Source organism: Pseudoalteromonas sp. TP27 (assembly GCF_056470645.1).
Window position 1 is genome coordinate 38502 of the sequence record NZ_JARDAK010000023.1, and the last position, 18666, is coordinate 57167.

General features: G+C 36.0%; 18 protein-coding genes. 15 read left to right on the forward strand and 3 right to left on the reverse strand.

Translation table 11 applies throughout. The features are described 5' to 3' along the window. Nucleotides 1-15 precede the first annotated feature (15 nt). From PX700_RS19050 to PX700_RS19100, 11 genes are all read left to right on the forward strand, one after another. Entirely contained in the window at nt 16-1938 is a 1923-nt protein-coding gene (locus PX700_RS19050; RefSeq protein WP_479521587.1) for a pilus assembly protein N-terminal domain-containing protein, read from the forward strand. After that, complete coding sequence (locus PX700_RS19055; protein WP_479521588.1) at nt 1935-2612, forward strand: tetratricopeptide repeat protein; 678 nt, start codon at nt 1935-1937, stop codon at nt 2610-2612. Before PX700_RS19050 ends, PX700_RS19055 begins: the two co-directional genes overlap by 4 nt. 374 nt (nt 2613-2986) lie before the next feature. Then, nucleotides 2987-3376: a hypothetical protein gene (locus PX700_RS19060; protein ID WP_197181035.1), complete on the forward strand. Its 390-nt coding sequence runs from the start codon at nt 2987-2989 to the stop codon at nt 3374-3376. 69 nt (nt 3377-3445) lie between these two features. Beyond that, complete coding sequence (locus PX700_RS19065; protein ID WP_415636086.1) at nt 3446-4210, forward strand: hypothetical protein; 765 nt, start codon at nt 3446-3448, stop codon at nt 4208-4210. A gap of 6 nt (nt 4211-4216) precedes the next feature. Continuing rightward, nucleotides 4217-5515, forward strand: a complete 1299-nt coding sequence (locus tag PX700_RS19070; RefSeq protein ID WP_479521589.1) for a CpaF family protein — start codon at nt 4217-4219, stop codon at nt 5513-5515. Then, nucleotides 5508-6383 (forward strand): type II secretion system F family protein, encoded by an 876-nt coding sequence (locus PX700_RS19075; RefSeq protein ID WP_479521590.1) that lies wholly within the window; start codon nt 5508-5510, stop codon nt 6381-6383. Before PX700_RS19070 ends, PX700_RS19075 begins: the two co-directional genes overlap by 8 nt. Then, nucleotides 6380-7195, forward strand: coding sequence for a type II secretion system F family protein (locus PX700_RS19080; protein ID WP_479521591.1), 816 nt, complete (start codon nt 6380-6382; stop codon nt 7193-7195). Before PX700_RS19075 ends, PX700_RS19080 begins: the two co-directional genes overlap by 4 nt. 9 nt (nt 7196-7204) lie before the next feature. Beyond that, the gene (locus PX700_RS19085) at nt 7205-8371 is read left to right on the forward strand and encodes a hypothetical protein (protein ID WP_479521592.1); all 1167 of its coding nucleotides are present in this window, start codon (nt 7205-7207) and stop codon (nt 8369-8371) included. Continuing rightward, entirely contained in the window at nt 8368-11235 is a 2868-nt protein-coding gene (locus PX700_RS19090; protein WP_479521593.1) for an ATP-binding response regulator, read from the forward strand. Before PX700_RS19085 ends, PX700_RS19090 begins: the two co-directional genes overlap by 4 nt. A 16-nt stretch (nt 11236-11251) precedes the next feature. Then, complete coding sequence (locus tag PX700_RS19095; RefSeq protein ID WP_479521594.1) at nt 11252-11677, forward strand: response regulator; 426 nt, start codon at nt 11252-11254, stop codon at nt 11675-11677. Between the two features lie 555 nt (nt 11678-12232). Beyond that, nucleotides 12233-13057 carry an alpha/beta fold hydrolase gene (locus tag PX700_RS19100; protein WP_479521595.1) on the forward strand — a complete coding sequence of 275 codons (825 nt, stop codon included), beginning with the start codon at nt 12233-12235 and terminating at the stop codon, nt 13055-13057. A gap of 510 nt (nt 13058-13567) precedes the next feature. On the opposite strand, the gene PX700_RS19105 is transcribed toward PX700_RS19100, so the two are convergent. After that, nucleotides 13568-13828, reverse strand: a complete 261-nt coding sequence (locus PX700_RS19105) for a Txe/YoeB family addiction module toxin (RefSeq protein WP_479521596.1) — start codon at nt 13826-13828, stop codon at nt 13568-13570. After that, nucleotides 13825-14097 carry a type II toxin-antitoxin system prevent-host-death family antitoxin gene (locus PX700_RS19110; protein WP_479520353.1) on the reverse strand — a complete coding sequence of 91 codons (273 nt, stop codon included), beginning with the start codon at nt 14095-14097 and terminating at the stop codon, nt 13825-13827. Before PX700_RS19110 ends, PX700_RS19105 begins: the two co-directional genes overlap by 4 nt. 127 nt (nt 14098-14224) lie before the next feature. Between PX700_RS19110 and PX700_RS19115 the strand changes: the two genes are divergently transcribed. The 4 genes from PX700_RS19115 to PX700_RS19130 all read left to right on the forward strand — a co-directional run bounded on the left by PX700_RS19115 (nt 14225) and on the right by PX700_RS19130 (nt 18036). Continuing rightward, nucleotides 14225-14542 (forward strand): hypothetical protein, encoded by a 318-nt coding sequence (locus PX700_RS19115; protein WP_479521597.1) that lies wholly within the window; start codon nt 14225-14227, stop codon nt 14540-14542. A 261-nt stretch (nt 14543-14803) separates the two neighbouring features. Continuing rightward, nucleotides 14804-14992, forward strand: a complete 189-nt coding sequence (locus PX700_RS19120) for a hypothetical protein (protein WP_479521598.1) — start codon at nt 14804-14806, stop codon at nt 14990-14992. A 254-nt stretch (nt 14993-15246) separates the two neighbouring features. Beyond that, nucleotides 15247-16068: a TIR domain-containing protein gene (locus PX700_RS19125; RefSeq protein WP_479521599.1), complete on the forward strand. Its 822-nt coding sequence runs from the start codon at nt 15247-15249 to the stop codon at nt 16066-16068. Nucleotides 16069-16167: 99 nt separating this feature from the next. Beyond that, nucleotides 16168-18036: an AAA family ATPase gene (locus PX700_RS19130; RefSeq protein ID WP_479521600.1), complete on the forward strand. Its 1869-nt coding sequence runs from the start codon at nt 16168-16170 to the stop codon at nt 18034-18036. A gap of 233 nt (nt 18037-18269) precedes the next feature. Here PX700_RS19130 and PX700_RS19135 read toward each other — a convergent pair. Then, nucleotides 18270-18666: hypothetical protein (locus PX700_RS19135; RefSeq protein ID WP_479521601.1), on the reverse strand; the 397-nt coding region annotated here is incomplete at its 5' end.

Sequence of the window (18666 nt, forward strand, 5' to 3'; positions counted from 1 at the left end):
TTGAGGGAAAGGCTTATGTTAAAATTTACTTTTATACTATTACTAATATCTTTTACCGCCGTAGGCAGTGAAAGTCATTTAGATTATATAGAAAATGCAAATGGTGAGCGGGTACAAAAAGTGTCGCATTTAGTTAAATGGACGCACACTCGCTTTGTGTTCACCCGTGATATTTCTCGTATTGCACTTGGCCATGAAACAACACTTGATGTGAACGTGGTTAATGGCCGTGAGCTACTTATTTTAGCTAAAAAGTTGGGCCGTACATCTATGATGGTATGGTACGACGATAAAAGCTCTGAAACATTTTTACTTGGCGTAACCGAAGATTACAGCGTGCTTGAAAATGCCCTCAATGATATTCACCCTGACGTGCAACTAACAATTGCCCCCGATCGTCATGCTGTTGTACTGCGTGGTGAAGTACCAACAATAAATTACCGTCATGCCGCTTACGAGGCTGCAAAAAATTATCTTTACGCCAGTAGTAGCTCACAAGCAGCGCAGCCTGTTATTACCTCAAATCCTAATCAAGGTATGTTTAATTCTCTCGCTCAACGCTTGCAAGGCTTAGGCAATGCAAACGGCGGTGGCTCTCAAAATTCGAGCAAAGTCGCTATCATTAATTTAATAAAAGTAACTCAAGCACCTAAGCCAAAAGAAGAGCGGATTAGCGAAGTAATTAAATCTATGGGTGCAGATAAAGTTAATATTAAGCGCATTTCGGTAGATGAGTTATCAAATGACGACAGCGATGTATTTTTACTTTCAGGCTCTGTTAAAAACCAAATAGAGCTAGTGCGCTTATTAAATACAATTAATAAACTGTTTGAACCAGAGCAAGCAATGCAAACTCAAGGATCGCCCCTTGATCCTAATAATTTAATGGGCGGGGCTTCGCAAAGTGAAAACTCAGGTATTGAAGTGCTTGCTAACGAGTCTGGCGGCTTAATAAATGATGCTACCTCAGGATTAAACTTAAGTAATGTGAGCTCTAATATTGCGAGGGCAACGCTGCTTTCTGTGGCTGGCGGTAAGGTATTATCGAGCATTGAAGTTGAAGATTTACCGCAAGTGCGTGTGTCGGTGCAATTATACGAAGTAAATCAACGTAGACTAAAGCAATGGCGCCCAGATATTAGCGTGCTCTCTAATGGTTATGAAAAAGAAGCGGGCTTGTTTGGCCGTGACGGTATGACTAATCGAGAATCAGGTTCGGCCACTATAGAAAATGCGCTGCAATTAATTGGTGGTCAACTAACGAATAACTTACAGCTTTCTACCTCACAGTTTGCTATTGATATGTTGTTTTCGTTACTTGAACAAGAAGGTATATCTCGAACGCTTTCTCGCCCAACAATTACTGTTTTAGCCGGAGAAAGTGCCGTATTTAAAGTCGGTGGTGAAGTACCGGTACCTACAAGTTATAGCCCATCTGGTATTACAAGCGGGCAGCAAGGTAGTAGTGGGTCGGTGTTTAGCGGTACAGAATTTAAATCATTCGGAGTTGAATTAAATGTACGCGCCATGGTTGACGACAAAGATAGAATAACGCTTGATTTAAACCCAGTAATTTCATTACCCGATACCACGTTAACCGCCGAAATTGCACAAAGTACAGGCAGCAGTTTAAACAGCAGTGCATTTAATACACGCAGCATGCAAACATCAACACGTTTAAAAGACGGGCAACCTCTTATTATTGGTGGCTTAATTAGCACCGATAACAATGCAAGCCACGACTTTGTACCCGATGGTAACGGCAATAGCATGCTAGGAAAGTTAAGCGAAACAACCAGTAAAAGTGAAAACAACCGCGAGCTTATCATTGTTGTAACGCCAAACTTAGTGCGTGAGCCAATTAACACTTTACGTTCGTGGGAACAGGCAAATATAGACACCCAGATACTTAGCTATATACAGGAGCAAGGGCTATGAAAATATTTTATATTATTTTACTGCTTACTTTATCGGGTTGCGCTCATATTGATTACAAGCCAACAGTAAATCCTTACAGCGCGTTGAGTGACATCGTTAAAAAATACCAATTAAATGCCCAACCATTAAAGTGCGAAGGTATTAATGCAAGTAACTGTTTGGGATTGGTGCATGAGGTGAATCAGCTAATGCTTGAACACCCCGATAACACGGCAATACTGTCGATATCGGCTTACGTACTTTATAAAAGTGGCCGTGCTAATCAGTCTCAACAGGTTATAAACACTCTACTTAATAAAGCTAACCCGCCATTAAACGCAATTACTTTAGGGGTTACATTAGCAATAGAGCAAGGTAATTTAGCTAAAGCAAAAAGCATTGCTCAATACGGCGTTGATGTTTTTGGTACACATGCTTCACCATACCTGCAAATGGCCTCTATACATTATGCACAGGGCAGTTACGTAATCGCTTCAAACTACTTAGAGCTTTCGGTTAAGTTTGGTTTAAATAGCACCGCCTACTTTTACCATAAAGGGCTAATTGAAGAAGCGAATGCCAATAATTTATTGGCCTGTGGCTACTATGAGCAAGTTTTACGTGTCGAACCCACGCATCAAAAAGCACTTGCTAGGCGCGGTAAACTCTCTGTTTTAGGTAATTGTTATTCTTAAGGCCTTCGGGCCTTTTTTTATACCTAAAATTTGGCATTATTTAGGAGCCAAAACCACTTTATTATTTATCAAAAATAGGAGTAAAGCTTACGCTAATCATACGTTTTATAAGTTACCCCACCAGACTGCTTCTAATATTTAACCCTTTTTGAATACCTATTAGTTTTAATAATTTAACAGAGCGTTTCTAGCATTAAGTATCTAAAAATTATTTTTTAATATTGATTTGCATTTTGCAAATCAAAAGTAAAAACAGCTAAAGAGTAAATAATTAAAACACACTAACCATATGTATTTAAAGGACTTAATTAGTTGGCATGGTCCTCGCTATATATAAAGTGAGCATAAGCTCTTCTAATTTAAAGGCTACGATTATGAAAACTATTAAACATAACTTAAATAGCAAAAAGCAAAAAGGTTTTGTACTAACGTCAGAGCTAATCATTCTTTCTACTTCAATGGTAGCGGCACTTGTAATTGGTTTATCTACATTACGTGACTCGGTAACCAGCGAACTTGAAGATGTAGCTGAAGCAATTGGCTCACTTGACCAAAGCTATGTATTTGACGGCATGATTAACGCCGAAGGCACTGCTGAAGTATCAGGTTCTGGGTTTGTAGATTCAGTTGATGTGTACGCAGGCGATGGCAGTTCATTCACTTTTGTTGCATCAGACTTTAGTGAAAGTGCCGCACTTGTTAGTGCAACACCAAGCGGCGATGCTGCAACACGTACAGCAGCAGGCGGTTCGCAAGGTAACTAAGTTTGAATACCAAGCTTAAGGCTCACTGCCACAAAAGTGTGGCAGTGAAAGTTACTCTGGAGGAATATTATGAAAAGTAAAAGTAACAAAGGCGCAACCACAGCGGCTCTCACATTACTCATCACCTCTGGCATGTTAGCTTCGGCTTTGGGCATTAGACAGGTAAACGATGAAAATAGCGTAACAGCGTGGGTAGTAAACAAAAATATGTCGGCTGGTCAAACAGTTACCGTTCACGATGTAGAGCAAAAAAGTATAGATCCAAGTAACTACTCAAATATTGCACTGAGCGTTCAAAATCCGCGTGCATTAATTGGTCAAAAATTAGCAACTAATAAAATGCTTGAACAACCCTTGTTTGACACCGATTTTATTAGAGCTAAAAGCCAAAATTTGTCAGAAGCTATTCCGGCAGGGCGTGTTTTATATACTTTAAAACTAAATACCTTAGATATCCCGCTTTCGCGTATACACAAAGGAGACCGACTAGACATAGTTGCTAAAACTAATCGTTTAGTAAGAACAGTCGCCCGAGATGTACAGCTTATTGGTGTTTCAAAAGGGCCTAAATCTCAAGCCGCAAAAAGTGGCGTAATGGATAATTTAGCAAAAGAGACGAGCTCCGCTGGCGGTGTTTCGTTAGTACTTGCGGTGCTTCCAAAAGATGTTTATTCATTGGCTGGTATAGATAATGCCGACAAAGTATCAATTATTGTGCATAGCGCTTATGACATTGAACAAGGTCGTTTGCAAAACTTTTCACGTTTACAAACCAGTCGCACAATCGAAGTGGTTAAAGGCGTTAAAAATGAAGCTGTATATGTAGCTAAGTGAGTTTTTATGTTTAATTTATCAAGCAAACATGAAGAAGTTCAAACCAGTTTAAGTACCTTCGAAGAGCTTAAAAAGCTATTGCACGATGCTGTAATTGAAGAGTACGAGCAAGAGCCAGCAGCACTTTTATCAAATAATATTCTCGAAAAAATAGCTGCGTTGTGCAGTGATATTCCACAATTTAATCAAACTTCATTTAATCAACACCAACAAGAGCAAGTTGTACAAGCTGTTTTTGATGAGATCAACGGCTTGGGTCCTATTGCACAGTTTATGCTTGATGACCAAGTAAGTGATATTTTAATAAACGACACGCAAGACATTTGGATTGATAAACAAGGCAAACTACTTTGCACTGCAAGTAAGTTTGATGACGAACGCCATTTACGCCGATTTGTTGATCGCTTACTAGATGGTTGTGGTCGCCAAGTAAATGCATTAATGCCAATTGTTGATGGCAAATTAAAAGATGGTAGTCGTGTTCATATTATTGTGCCGCCTGCATGTACTAGCGCTGCTATTGTGTCTATTCGTAAGTTTAATCATAAAAAAATAAACGATGACTTTTTAGTTAATAACCATTTTTTAGATAAAAACATCTTATCATTTTTAAAAATTGCAGTTAAAACGGGCGTTAATATTTTAGTGTGTGGTAACGCTGGGGCAGGTAAAACGTCATTATTAAATGTGCTTGCTAACTCAATTAACCCAAATGAACGTGTTGTAACCATTGAAGAAAGCGCTGAACTTAATTTGCATCACAACCACGTTGTGCAATTAGAAGCCCACGACACAAACAGCGATGGTAAAGGTGCAGTAAGCCTAAGAGATTTAGTAAAAGCAGCCCTAAGAATGCGCGCAGACAGAATACTTGTAGGTGAGGTTCGCTCTGGCGAAGTAATCGATATGCTCCAAGCAATGAACTGTGGTCACCAAGGTTCTATGACGACCATACATGCTAACAGCGCAAATGATGCCGTTATTCGTTTATCTACTTTAGTGCAGTTACACAATGCACAACTGAGTGATACACATACAAGTTCGCTAATCGCGTCGAGCATTCAACTTATAGTGCATGTTTCTCGCTCAACTAATGGCACCCGAACTCTAAAAAGTATTGGTGAAATTAAGCGTGTTAATGGCGGCGCACATTTTAGCCCGCTTTATAGTATTAACGAAGCGGAGCCAGTACAAAGTGAGCTAATAGATAACTCGAGTGTTATTGAGTTTATGAAAGGCCAAGGCGCTAATGCACAAGAATTAAAAGCATTACTACACAGTAACCCGGAGGCTAAGAATGACTAAACTTGATTATTTATTAGCTATAGCAGCGGTTATTACTTTCGCACTTGCAGCGAGTGTCTTGGTTTCTTTGTATGCTAAAAATAAAAGCAGCCAAGTTACTAAAAAAGTAGATATTTTAGAAGAAAAAGACGTACTTACTTTGTCACTACGCGTACTAGGCTTAAACATAAGTAACCTCTGGTTTATAAGCATGGCGTGTTCGCTCTCTAGTAGCTCATGGTTTTTAGCTAAATTATACTACCCAGAGGCATCAACCAGCGCATTTATAATTTCAATCGTGGTTTTTGTAAGTTGTTTTATAACTGTGATTGACCTGGCTCATTATAAATTAGCAAAATTTGAGCATCATTTTTTAGAATTTATGGAAACCGTACAATCGTGCTTAAGCACAGGGCTGTCGCTTCAGCAATCAATGCAGTTTGCTGAAGAGCATGCAGACCCATATATAAAAAAACAAAGCACTTTGCTATTACAACGCATGAGTATGGGGAGCGATGCCGAAACATCATTTGCTCCTTTAATCCAAAGATACAACTGCGAAACAGTTAGATTGTTTGCTCATAGCATCATTACGCACACACAAAGCCAGTGCGATTTAACTGATATGCTAAAAAGCGTATGTAACATGATGTCACTCAGAACTCTCGATCGCCAACAGTTAAAAGCAAAGCTATCGGGTACTAAATATGCGGCTGTATTTAGTGGTTTTTTACCTTATGCCTTAATTCCTTTATTTAGCTATACCGATCCAACCTGGTTTGAACCTTTACTAAACGATCCCAATGGAATCGCATTTATAACAGTTGCACTTATTTGTCAGCTATTTGGATTTTTGTGGCTACGCCTTAGCTTAAGGGTAACATTATGATTGATATACTTTTACTTGTTGGTCTTTTAGTGAGTATGGGCTCTTTTATCCATATTCACAGGCAGTCTCTTAAAGTTGAATTAGATAAACCCGATACTAAAAATATTAATTGGTATCCACTAATCATTATCTCTAAACGTCAATTAAGACAGGCTGGGGTTCAAATTAATAAAATATTAATAAGCCTGTACTGTTTTAAAGTGGCCGCTACTTTTAGCGCGTTTATTGTATTAGAACTGACAGGATATGAGCTGAGCCAATCGGTTAAATTGTTACTGTGTTTTATGTGTTTTTTTGCACCTGAATGCTGGTTTCTATTACGTAAAAATCAACGAAAAACCACTATTAATAATAGTTTAGAGTTTTTTTTACGGGTGCTACTAGTTTACATGCGCGCTGGATTTTCACTAGAGCGCTCATTTGCACTGGCTGTTGATCATGGATTAAGTCAAAAACATCCATTATACAAAGAGCTAAAGTTATTTTTATTTGAGCTAAGCGCAGGTAAAGATAGAGAAATTGCATTTAACTCACTTTTTGAAAGAACGGGTGTAATGGGCATTAAAAAACTCGCCAATTTAATGTTAATAGGATCAAAACTCGGCACGCCACTTATTCAAGCTGTAGAGGCTCAACTTGAAGGCCTAGCTCTAAAAAAGAACATTTTACTGGCTAAAAAAGTAAACAAAAAAGCGATGCACACAACCTTTCCCATTATCTTAATTTGTTTTCCGATGTTTTTGGTATTGGTGTTTTTTCCGGCAGCATTACAAGTAATGAACGTACTTAAAATGCTTGTAGAAGTGTTATAGGAGCCAGATATGAAAAAGCATTATCAACAAGGATACATACTTACTATTGAACTTATATTAATTATAACAATTTTAATTATTGGCTCGATTGGTGGGGTAATTTTAGTAAGGGATGCCCTTATTAAGCGCCATCAAACTAAGGTAGATAATCAAATTACCGTAGTAGATGCCAATAATAAGCCACTCGGTATTGCAGTTAGTTTTGACGAACACCAAGCACCTCTCATTTTTTATACAGACCGGGGAGCAAACAGCACATACAGAGCACTAATTGGCATACGAGACGATAGGTTTACATCGCGCGAAGCCGTTTATTACGATGCACCAAACTGCCAAGGTAATCCCTGTTTAAAGGGTTTAAGCGACGAAGCTACCGATAGCCAAGGTGTAAGTAAACTAAATAATACCGGTAATGTAAGTTATATAAATGCGCTGCAGCAAGGTCCAAATTATGCAATAGGGCAGTTAGGTAATACCGTTATTGGTCAGTTATTAAGAAGTACGCCACAACAATGCCCTGCAAATAGCGAACAAATTTTATCTCGTTATGTATCGCAAAAGGTTGTAACAGGCTCACCTTGTGAAAGCTTCGAAATAGATAAGCAGCCGGCCGACAGCAGTTGTTTGGTTGGAGTAACAGCTTTAGGAAATCCACTGTTAGGTACAAGCGATCAAGGTTTATCGCAATCGTGTGATACATGCCAAACGGGGTACGAATCGCAAGGTGACATTCTTGATTTATATTTACCACAGGTAGAACCGCTTTTAAATACAGCCCTTAATGCGCTGTCATTAGTTGGTATTGGAACAAACGTTGATATAGAGCTAGGCACAATATGTTGCCCCGAAGGTACACGCTTAGAAGATGATGAAAACATTGTAGAAACACTTGTTTTTACTGTTTTAAAAACAACGTTTGAGTTGGTCGGAATCGACTTAGTCAACAACCTGATTATAAGCGAAACATTGAGCTTAATAGGGATTGAACCAGGCGTTACATACTGTAAAACATCACTTAATTTAGTAAATGCAGAACAAGTAATTAATATCACCACAGGTGAGCCCGCACTTAGTAGCTTAACGCCACCATTTAAAGTTTTACTGCCAGTACACAGCGGCCAAAACAGCACAACGTGGATACATACCCCCCCTAAAGGGGAAGGAGAACGTCAATGAACGCCTCAAATATATTTACCTCACATGCAAATTTAACAGATACAACTGACGAAATTTCGATAGAGATTAAAGAAACACTGACACTACTCAAACAATTTTATGATGTGCCAATTGTTAAATTTGTCGACTTTAGAGAAATTTATACCGATGAATTAATAACTTGCGACGATAAAGAAAGCGTTGAAAATGAGTTATTAAGCTATCAACAGCGCTGTACACAAGAAAAGCTATATTTATTCGAAGATACTTTTTTTGATGAAATATCTAGTAATACCCATAATTTAATTCGTTTTTATGCACAATATCCAATTTATAGCGCCACAAATAAAGTAATTGGTGTATTACTAATGGCTGATTTAGCACCTAAAACATTAATAGGTTCGCAAAAAGATCAGTTTATTTCATTTTCTCAATTATTGCAGACACAATTAAATAAAAGCTCAGATTCGATAGATGATAAAAGCACTAAATCTATAAATAAAAATAACAATGGAGCTAAATATATTCATGTATTCAGTTTAGCGCCTGTCGCTTTTTTAATTGCATTAGTATTATGCTCATTCACTGCTTTACTACTTTATACTATTGAAAAAAAGGAACTGCAAAGTAATTATAATCAACAAACTCAGCAATTACGTAAAACATTATTTAATGCATTAGAGCGGTTTGATAATCAAGGATTATATATCTCGCAAAAAGATTTAGTGATTGCCGGCTTTTTACAAAGTCAAAATAACTATACAAAAGAGCAACTTAATAATTTAGTACAAAGCCAGGTTTCACAAAATTTAACCTACAAAGGTTACGTTGTGTTTGATTCTGAATATAACCAACTTGCACTTTGGTCTAAAAATAACTTTGATTTAGCTGCGTATGGGTTCACTAACTGGTTAAAAAGATTTGATTACAGAGCGAATAAAAAATCAGTAGAAGTGTTTACTGTTGCTGATACAGCCTTCTTAATTTCTGAAATGAAAATAAAGAAAGGCTCTATTTATACACTTACAGCATTTGATTTAAGTAAGTTTTTAAAAGCCGTTATTGGTAAATTAAATACTGAAAACTATAACATTTTTATAGTAACTCCACAGTTTACTTTAGGAAAACAAGGAGAAGTAAACCCTAGTATAATTAAAAATAGCATTAGCGCTTTGAGCAATCGTTTTCCACCTACGTGGCGCTTACACGTGCAACCAATGAGTAAAATTATAAGGCCACAAGTTACTAAATATAGCTTAATTAGATTGGGGTTAATCGCTTTTTGTGTATTTGCTTTTGTGTATTATTTTTTACGCTTGCCAAGGCGTTTACATAATGAAATAAAACAAAAAAATAAGTTAATCCTTAATCGAGAAGAGTTATTTTCAAGTTCACTTGATGCACTCCCACATGGCTTTGCTATTTTTAATAGCCACGAATTTCCAGTGATAACTAACAACGCATTCAATCTGTTATTCGCACAGGTAAATAAACAAAATAATCAGTTATCGTATGGCCAGATGATAAGTATTGCGCAGCAACAAAATATTATAAACCATTACCATGAGCATCATAAACTAGACGACGATCGTAACCAATTAATAGATATAGGTTTTACCGATGGGAAATGGATAACCGTATTACAAAGACATACAGATTTTAACGGTTTCGTTTGCTACTTTAGAGACGATACAGAGGCACATCAAAAAGAATGTTTACTCGCTGATGTGCTTGAAAAATCAAAACAGACAAATCAATTAAAAGAAAAGTTTGTTACAAGGCTTAGCCGTCAGTTAAAAACGCCTTTATCATCTTTAAAGTCATTAGTTGAAATATCTAAAGATCCAATAAGCATTAACGAATTTAAAAACAATGTGGGGAGTATTTCTGATGCATGCGATCAACTCGAAAGTGTAATTCAACAACTCGTAAATATAAATAAATCGGAAATAGGTAAGTTAAAGCTTCAGGCCAAAAACGTAAACCTAAATCAAATGATCAATAATAATATATCGATTTTAGCTAAAGAGGCTGAAAATAAAAGAATCGTTCTTAAAAATAATATTACGTCTGAATTAACGGTCGTAAGTGATGAAAAGTTAATTTCTCAATTGGTTATTCAATTAGTGACTGAGGTTTTGGATTCATCAAATAATACTACGCTTTCAATTAACGCTCAGATTAAAAATGAAAGTAATCGTAATTACTTACACCTCGATTTTTCATTTAGTAATTTGATCAACAATAGTCACTTTATAACTGAACTTAAAAGTATATCGGGTGATGATATAACGCGCTTTATAGATGATAAAGACGTGTCATTAGAGTTAAAGTTTTTTATTTCAATATTTAAAATGTTAGGTGGTAAAGCGATATCAATTAATAGCAGTACGAGTAAAACAACGATAGCACTTTCTATGCTTGTAAATTTAGCGAGCAAACAAATTAAAGATGACGAACTAGAGGGTGTAAGCAGTTCGAAAATAAACACTAATTCGGTAACCGACCTGTTAACTAAAAAGCAGCAAAGTACTTTATTACTTGTTGACGACGACCCTCTAGTTGAAATTGTGGTTAGAGCAATGCTAAAAAATGAAAACATTAAAATAGATTACGCATGTAATGCGATAGAGGCAATGTTAATGGTATCGCAAAATAGTTACGACATTATTTTAATGGATATAGTTATGCCTGAGCTATCGGGAACTGACGCGATGTTAAAAATTAAAAAACACAGTGATAACTCTAAAACTAAAATCATTGCACATACTTCTACACCCGATACAGATTCTAAATACGTAAATCAGGGTTTTGATGACTTACTATTAAAACCAGTAAAGCAGGGTGTTTTAATAAACCAAATATCACGTATTTTAAAAAGATAAGCCACAGGAGTAATAAATGAATAATACTATTGGAAATATGGCAGAAGTTATCGATTTTAAAGTAACACCTATAGATAACACTAAACGACTACTTTTAGTAGATGATGATTTACTAATAGAAATTGTAATTAGGAAAATGCTCAAAGAAGAAAATATTTTAATTGATTTCGCATCAAGTGCAATAGAGGCGCTACTCATGGTTTCTCAAAATATTTATGACATTATTCTAATGGATATAGTAATGCCGCAATTTACAGGCACTGACGCAATGCTAAAAATAAGAAAGCATGCTGATGCATCAGCAACAAAAATTATTGCTCATACATTTAGTGAAAACGAGAATAATGATAACAAATATGTGAAACTTGGGTTTAACGGTCTTTTATTAAAGCCGGTTAAGCAAACTGTATTAATTGAAAATATCAGATCGTTTTTAGAATAATTAAGTGGCATTAACAGAGCAGTTAACTATTTTAGGACGACACCCATCTAAATTAATTTGGGATTTTACTTTATTACGAGAGGTAAACTCGTGCCTACGGGTCAGGTTATATTTGTAGGCGCTGCTTTATACCGCGTTTTTTATTTTGCTTTTACTACACGCGAGGTAAACTCGCGACTACGGGTCAGGTTATAGGTCATTTTGGAATAATTAAGGGGCAGCAGCAAGGCGGTTAACTATTTTATTCTTCAGTAAAAATAATCCCATTGAAATATTGTCAGCTACGCTTTTGTAATTGTTGCATATATAAGAGTCATCGTTTCACACTTCCTAAAGCAATTTAATAATCACAATTATTAAACCCTATAATTTTATGGGGTAAGTAAACCAACTTAGCCTAGAGGCTACGTATCACAAGGGTTTAACTTTTAAAACATTAAGATTTTTTAAAAACTCATAAATACTCATATTGGGACGGAATTTGCTTTATAAGGCTATATTCCAATTTTATAGTTTACTAAATGTTATAATTTTTAAAGTTAAAGAGGCAAAATTATGAACAAGACACAGTACGTTACAGTAGAAGGTCATCAAATTGCTTATAAAGAAATGGGACAAGGAACACCTTTATTATTGATACACGGAATACCAACCAATAAATTTTTATGGCGAAATGTGATGCCAAAACTTGCATCAAAACATCGCGTAATAGCGCCTGATTTACTAAACTTTGGTGAATCTGATATGCCAATTAACACCGATGTATCTATAAATGCGCAATGTAGAATAATGTGTAAGTTTATGGAAGAACTCGGTATTTCTAAAGTTAATATTGCTGCACATGATATTGGTGGTGGTGTTGCTCAATTAATGGCTGTGAATCACCCGGAAAAAGTAAACGGGTTGGTTTTAATTGATAGTGTATGTTTTGATTCTTGGCCAATACCAGAATTTGAACCTTTGCTAGAACGAGGTGTAGAAGAAAAAACAACGGTAGCCGAATTTGTCGATACATTAACAGATTTTATGCCCAAAGGTGTTTACGACTCGAGCGTAATGACTGAAGAGTTGATGAAAATATACTTAACACCATGGAGTAATGAAAAAGGAAAAGCCGCTTTATTTAGTAATATGCGTAGGCTCAATAAAGAATATACCGAAGCTATTACAGGCGATCTTAAAAGCTTACCACACGAAACACTCATACTCTGGGGTAAAGAAGACAAGTTTCAAAAACCAAAGTACGCACCGATGTTAGAAGAAGCAATTCCAAATTCGTCATTGATTTGGATAGATAAAGCCGCACACTGGGTTATTGACGAACATCCAGATAAAGTGTCTGAGCTTATTGAAGAGTTTATGGCAGACAAAATGTTTTAAAATTTTTATTTGATTTAAAGTATTAATAAATAGAGCTAACTTATTAAACATTGTAATAAGAAACCTCGATTAAATACCGTTTGACGTAATAACCGTCAAACGGTATTTTTTATAGAGACACATTTCCATTATCCACAAGTAATAACCCAAAAAAATACAGTTCAACGTTAAATAATGAAGCGCAGTAGGTTGGTTAAAGTTATTAGCGGCCAATTTAACATAATAAAGTTAACCGCTAACTTGATACTAACTGTACCTTTAGCCAACGGTTTGACCAATTTTTCGCAATCGTGGATAGTCAAAGTAAAAAATCGAATAGTATCGCTGGTAAATCAAATAGTCTGCTGACAGCCATCCTAATAAATAAACAATAACATTGTGCATTAGTATTGCTTTGAACTGAAAAAAACTCTATCACTTTTTACTTATTTAAGTTTAATAACTTAATTTATACAACAGGTTAGCGGATTATTTGAAGTGGGTGTCATGCTAATTTTAAATACTAAAGTGTTATGTGCCGTAATGGTATCGGAGTTGCGCAATTAGAACAGCGCCTCCTTGATGTTTATAAACGATTCTATGTTCATCGTTTATTCGTCGAGACCAATAACCAGATAAACCATGCTTTAAAGGCTCTGGCTTACCGGTACCTTCTTGAGGAGTTCTTTGAATATCTTTAATAAGTAAATTTATACGCTTAAGTATTTTTTTATCGGTAGTTTGCCAATAAAGATATTGCTCCCAAGCTTTTGTAGAGAATGTTAACTTCATTCAATAAGATCTCTTTCAGTTCCATTACCTGCTTCAAGTTCGGCAATGGAATCTAAAAGGTTTCTCGCATTTGCAGGAGATCTGAGTAAATATGTAGTTTCTTGCATTGCGTTATAATCTTCTAATGACATCATAACAACAGGATCTTCACTTTTACGGGTAATAATAATTGGTGCGTGATCATTACAGACATGCGCCATTGTATTTGCTAAATTTGCTCTAGCGGCTGTATAACTAATTGCATCCATGGGTAACTCCAAAGTGTTCATGTACGTTAATCCGTACATTGTAGCGCATCGGCACATAACAAGCCATTCAACAGGACAAAATACAGTTGGCTATTTTCGTTCCTCAAATATTATAGCCAACTATATTTTACCCGTTAATAGGAGCGTTATGAGTACTTATAGTATGCAGAGTGTAACTGGCGGTGATGTACTTAAAATTAGAGCGCCACAAGATCGGCAATATTTATTGTTTGTTGTAAAAACAGAAGATGGAGAAGTATCGAATGTTAGGTTTTCAAACATTGATAATACTCCAATTAAAATAGATTTTTCAGACTTAGATATACATATTATCTACGATCCAGACTCTGAAATAACAAGTCTGGGTGAGTTCGAGTATGTAACAAAAATTGATGGCGGCTACGAGATTTTTGGTGATTTTGGCATTATTTGGGTGTTTTGTGATTCTTGCTCACCTAAGCTGTAGGCGAATAGCCTGCTGACACGCATCCTAATAAATAAACAATAACTTTGTGCATTAGTATTGCTTTGAACTGAAAAACTCAACCACTTTTTACTTACTTAATTTTAATAACTTAATATATACAACAGGTTAGCGTATTATTTGAAGTAGGTGTCCCGCCCTGGTTAATTCAAACATGGGTCGCCATAAACGGGGGCGTGTGGGGCATTGCCAGTTTAAAAAATGTCGTACCGCAGTTTATCACGTTAGTTAAGAGGGCTAAAAATGGATAGCTTAAGCCTAAACTTAAAAGACTTTATTTTTGTCATTATGCAAATAGTGGTGATAACAACAGTCGTTGTTACCAATAGAACCCACATAGGTTTTTTACAAAACCAAAACGAAGATTTAAAAGAATGCATCAAAGAAATGCAAAAAATCATCACCGCGCTACGTGTTAAAGTCGGCATTTAACACGTAGCGCCCACGCTATAAAACAACGTTACCTGTAATACCTCAGCAAAACCTCATAATCATACTATGAGGACACTTTCCTCTTTTTTCACACCCTAAAACAGCCTATACCAAGAGTAACATTTATAATTTGTAATAACTTGCTGAACCTGCTATTAATAAAGATAAATAAAATAAGGACATTTTCACGCAAAAATAAGAAAAGTGTCCTCTGATTAAACTGTTAGGCAAATAAATCAGAGAAAGGAAAAAAATTGAGCATAGAATTTTTAAACACTGACTTCGATAAAGTTAGTTATCTTGCCAATCTTCTTACAGCAAGAGCAACAGGCTTAGCTGCTGAAGACCGCGAGTATATGGAGTTAAGACAAGAACTCCTAAGTAATGAGGAATTACTAAATCTCTTGCCCGTTTGGTTAAGACAACACAGAAATCTGGATTCATTCTGGGGCTTTATCAAGCAAAAATATTCAACCTATGCTGAGCGTCGAACATACATCTCAGAAGAGTTCACGGCAGCATTAGACTATTTAGAGTTTGGAATGCCAACTCCAACTGCTACTGGTGGCACTCAACAAACTTCTTCAAATACTCCAGTTCAAGCTCAAGCCCCTAAGGTTGTCACCCGCAATAAACGTAAAGTTTTTATTGTGCATGGCAGAGACAACGCAGCCAAACAAGAAGTAAGCCGTTTTATTGAAAAACTAGGTTTAGAAGCAATTATTCTTCATGAGCAAGCCAGTTCCGGCATGACAATTATTGAAAAAATAGAGCATTACTCCAATGATGCCGATTTTGCGTTAATTCTCTACACAGCTTGTGACCATGGAAGGGGCGCTCATGAATCAAATCAAAATCCAAAAAACCGCGCCCGTCAAAATGTAGTTTTCGAACATGGCTATTTAATGGCAAAACTTGGTAGAGAAAATGTGTGTTCGCTTGTGAAAGGTGACATAGAAACTCCTAATGACATAAGCGGGGTTGTATATGTACCTCTAGATGACTTAGGCGCTTGGAAACAAGATGTATCAAAAGAGTTAAAATCTTGTGGCTATAGAATCAATAACATTGTTTAAAAGTCGCCTAACAAAGCAATTTTGTCGGACTCGCTACGCTCGTCGCAAATTGCGGCGTTAGCCTTCACATCAAATCATATCGTAATTTAAAGGATTAAAATGAAATTATCTGCACTTCTAATTGAAAACTTTAAAGGAATAAAATCAGAAATAACAATTCTAATAGATAATGTTGTTATTTTAATTGGCCCTAATAACTGTTGTAAATCAACGATACTTGATGCTTATGAAGCATATCATTCTATAGGTTCTGCACTTTCAATTGACGACTTTCATAGTCGTGATGATTCAAAACCTATTTCTATAACAGGTGTTTTTACTGAATTAAGTGCAGAGGATGTCAATAGTATTGGGCAGGAGTGGCTTCTACAAGACGATTTTGAATTCGGGGACTGTGCAAAATTTAAAATTGTTTGGACTAAAGCAGATGAAAAAGGCAGTAAATATAGTTTTAGTAATCAAACTAATCAATGGAAGCTTGGTGGTGCAGGAGGCTTTGATTCAATATTAAGTAGTAGATTGCCAACGCCTATTAGAATTAACCCTACAGACTCAACTGATGGCTTAGAACAAATCGTTAAAGAGCTAATATCTAAAAATGCAGCCAATAGTATTAAAAAAGATAAATCTAAGATATCTAAGATAATGGCTGAAATTGATAACTTAGCTAAAGAAGCTGAAAAAGAACTTTCGGGTGATATAAATGCTATTAATCAAGGTATTCAAGCAGAAATAGAACACTTATTTAAGGGCGTAAATGTACATTTTGAAACTGGTGTTGGTAAATTTGATCCTGAAAAAGCGATAAAAGAGGGAAGTAAATTTATTTTTGAGAATAATGGTGCTTTTGCTCCATTGTCTAATCAAGGTTCTGGTGTACAGCGTTCATTTTTGTGGGCAGCGATCAAGACTCTTAGCTCACATGGTTTATTAAAGCGTGGGCGTACCAAAATTCTGGATAAAGACTCTAAAATCCTTTTGATAGATGAACCTGAAATTAACATGCATCCTTCAATTATAAAGTCTGCATGCGAGGCTATTTACTCATTAGCCGAGTTAGCTGGTTGGCAAATTCTGTGTACAACCCATTCCCCGATTTTTATTGACTTGTCTAAAGATCATACGACGTTAATTAAAGTTTCCAGTCAAGCTAAGGACGTCCTTTATTATCAAACTGATAGGGGTATGTTTTCAGAAGATGAAAAAGAAAACATGAAAATGCTTACTAGGTGTTGTCCTACAGTTAATGAATTCTTTTTCTATGAAACAGCTATTTTAGTTGAAGGAGATACAGAATTTATCTCTTATCAAGACCAAATTAAAAGGCATGGACTTAATCACAGTCACTGCGTTATCAACTGTAGAGGGAAAGCCAACATTCCAACGTTTATAAAAATATTCAATCAATTTAATGCTCATGCAATCGCTGTTCATGATTTAGATGAAAAATATTTAGATAGCGGTAGGAAAAATGCAATGTGGACTATCAATGAACGTATTAGGGAGTCAGCTGACTTGACTGGGGGTAGAGTAAGGACTGTCGTACATGCCCCCGATTTTGAGGGATATTATTTAAATGAGTCCCCCAAAAAAGATAAGCCTTATAATCTTTTTTCACATTTAACATCGAGTCAATTTGAAACAGATGAAAAATATGACTTATTAAGAAACTCTTTATTAAATATTGAAAATGGTATTCATGAAGGATTATACACTTCGGTTGATGAATTAGATGATTATTTAGATGATTATTTAGATGAAGACGCTGAGGCTCCTAATGAACCATGCTTAACTTGTAATGGTATAGGGGGAGGCTTTAGTGTTGATTGCGAAAATTGCCAAGGTTCGGGTTATGATCCAACAGAAGATAAGCCCTTTGCTCAGTGCCATACCTGTTTTGGCGATGGAGTAGTTGAAGTTGAAGAATGTTTTGATTGTATGGGGACTGGAATTGCAGACAATTATTAAATTGGAAAGTGAAGGCTAACAAGTCATTTAAAAGGACAAAAAACTGTTGGCTTTTATCTCTTCGTCGCATATCTAAACCAACAATTTTATTCTCTCTTAACGAGGCGTTGAGGCTGTAGAATTACTCCAAACAATAGGCGCAGAAACAGCGTCAATCTATAGTTATAGCAATTACTAATAGGGCACTTGCTATAACTTTTATATTAGTAAGATTGAGAAATCATTTAACAGCTTTAAGCTCTTTTCTTATCTCCATACTTCAACACAATATCTTTAAGTGCGAACTCATCAGACATTTTAATTAAATCATTACCAATGGCTTTTAGGGTATCACTGGCCGCAACCAGCTCATGCAAATGATCTATTTTTTGTTGTAACGTTTTTACGTGACTTTCATGATAACGAACTGAGCTTTGCAAAAAATCTATTTTGTTTAAGTAGCTAGGTTCGTAGCGTTTACCGCGCGGCGTCCACAAATAACCTTCACGGCAAATATAGAAACCATCCCAATCTTTATGTAAAGACATGCCGCCATTAATTCGTTGTTCAAGCATCCGCACAGCACGGCGATACAATAAATTTTTAAATGTATCTATAATAAGTAACCCAATAAACAAACATTTTAATACA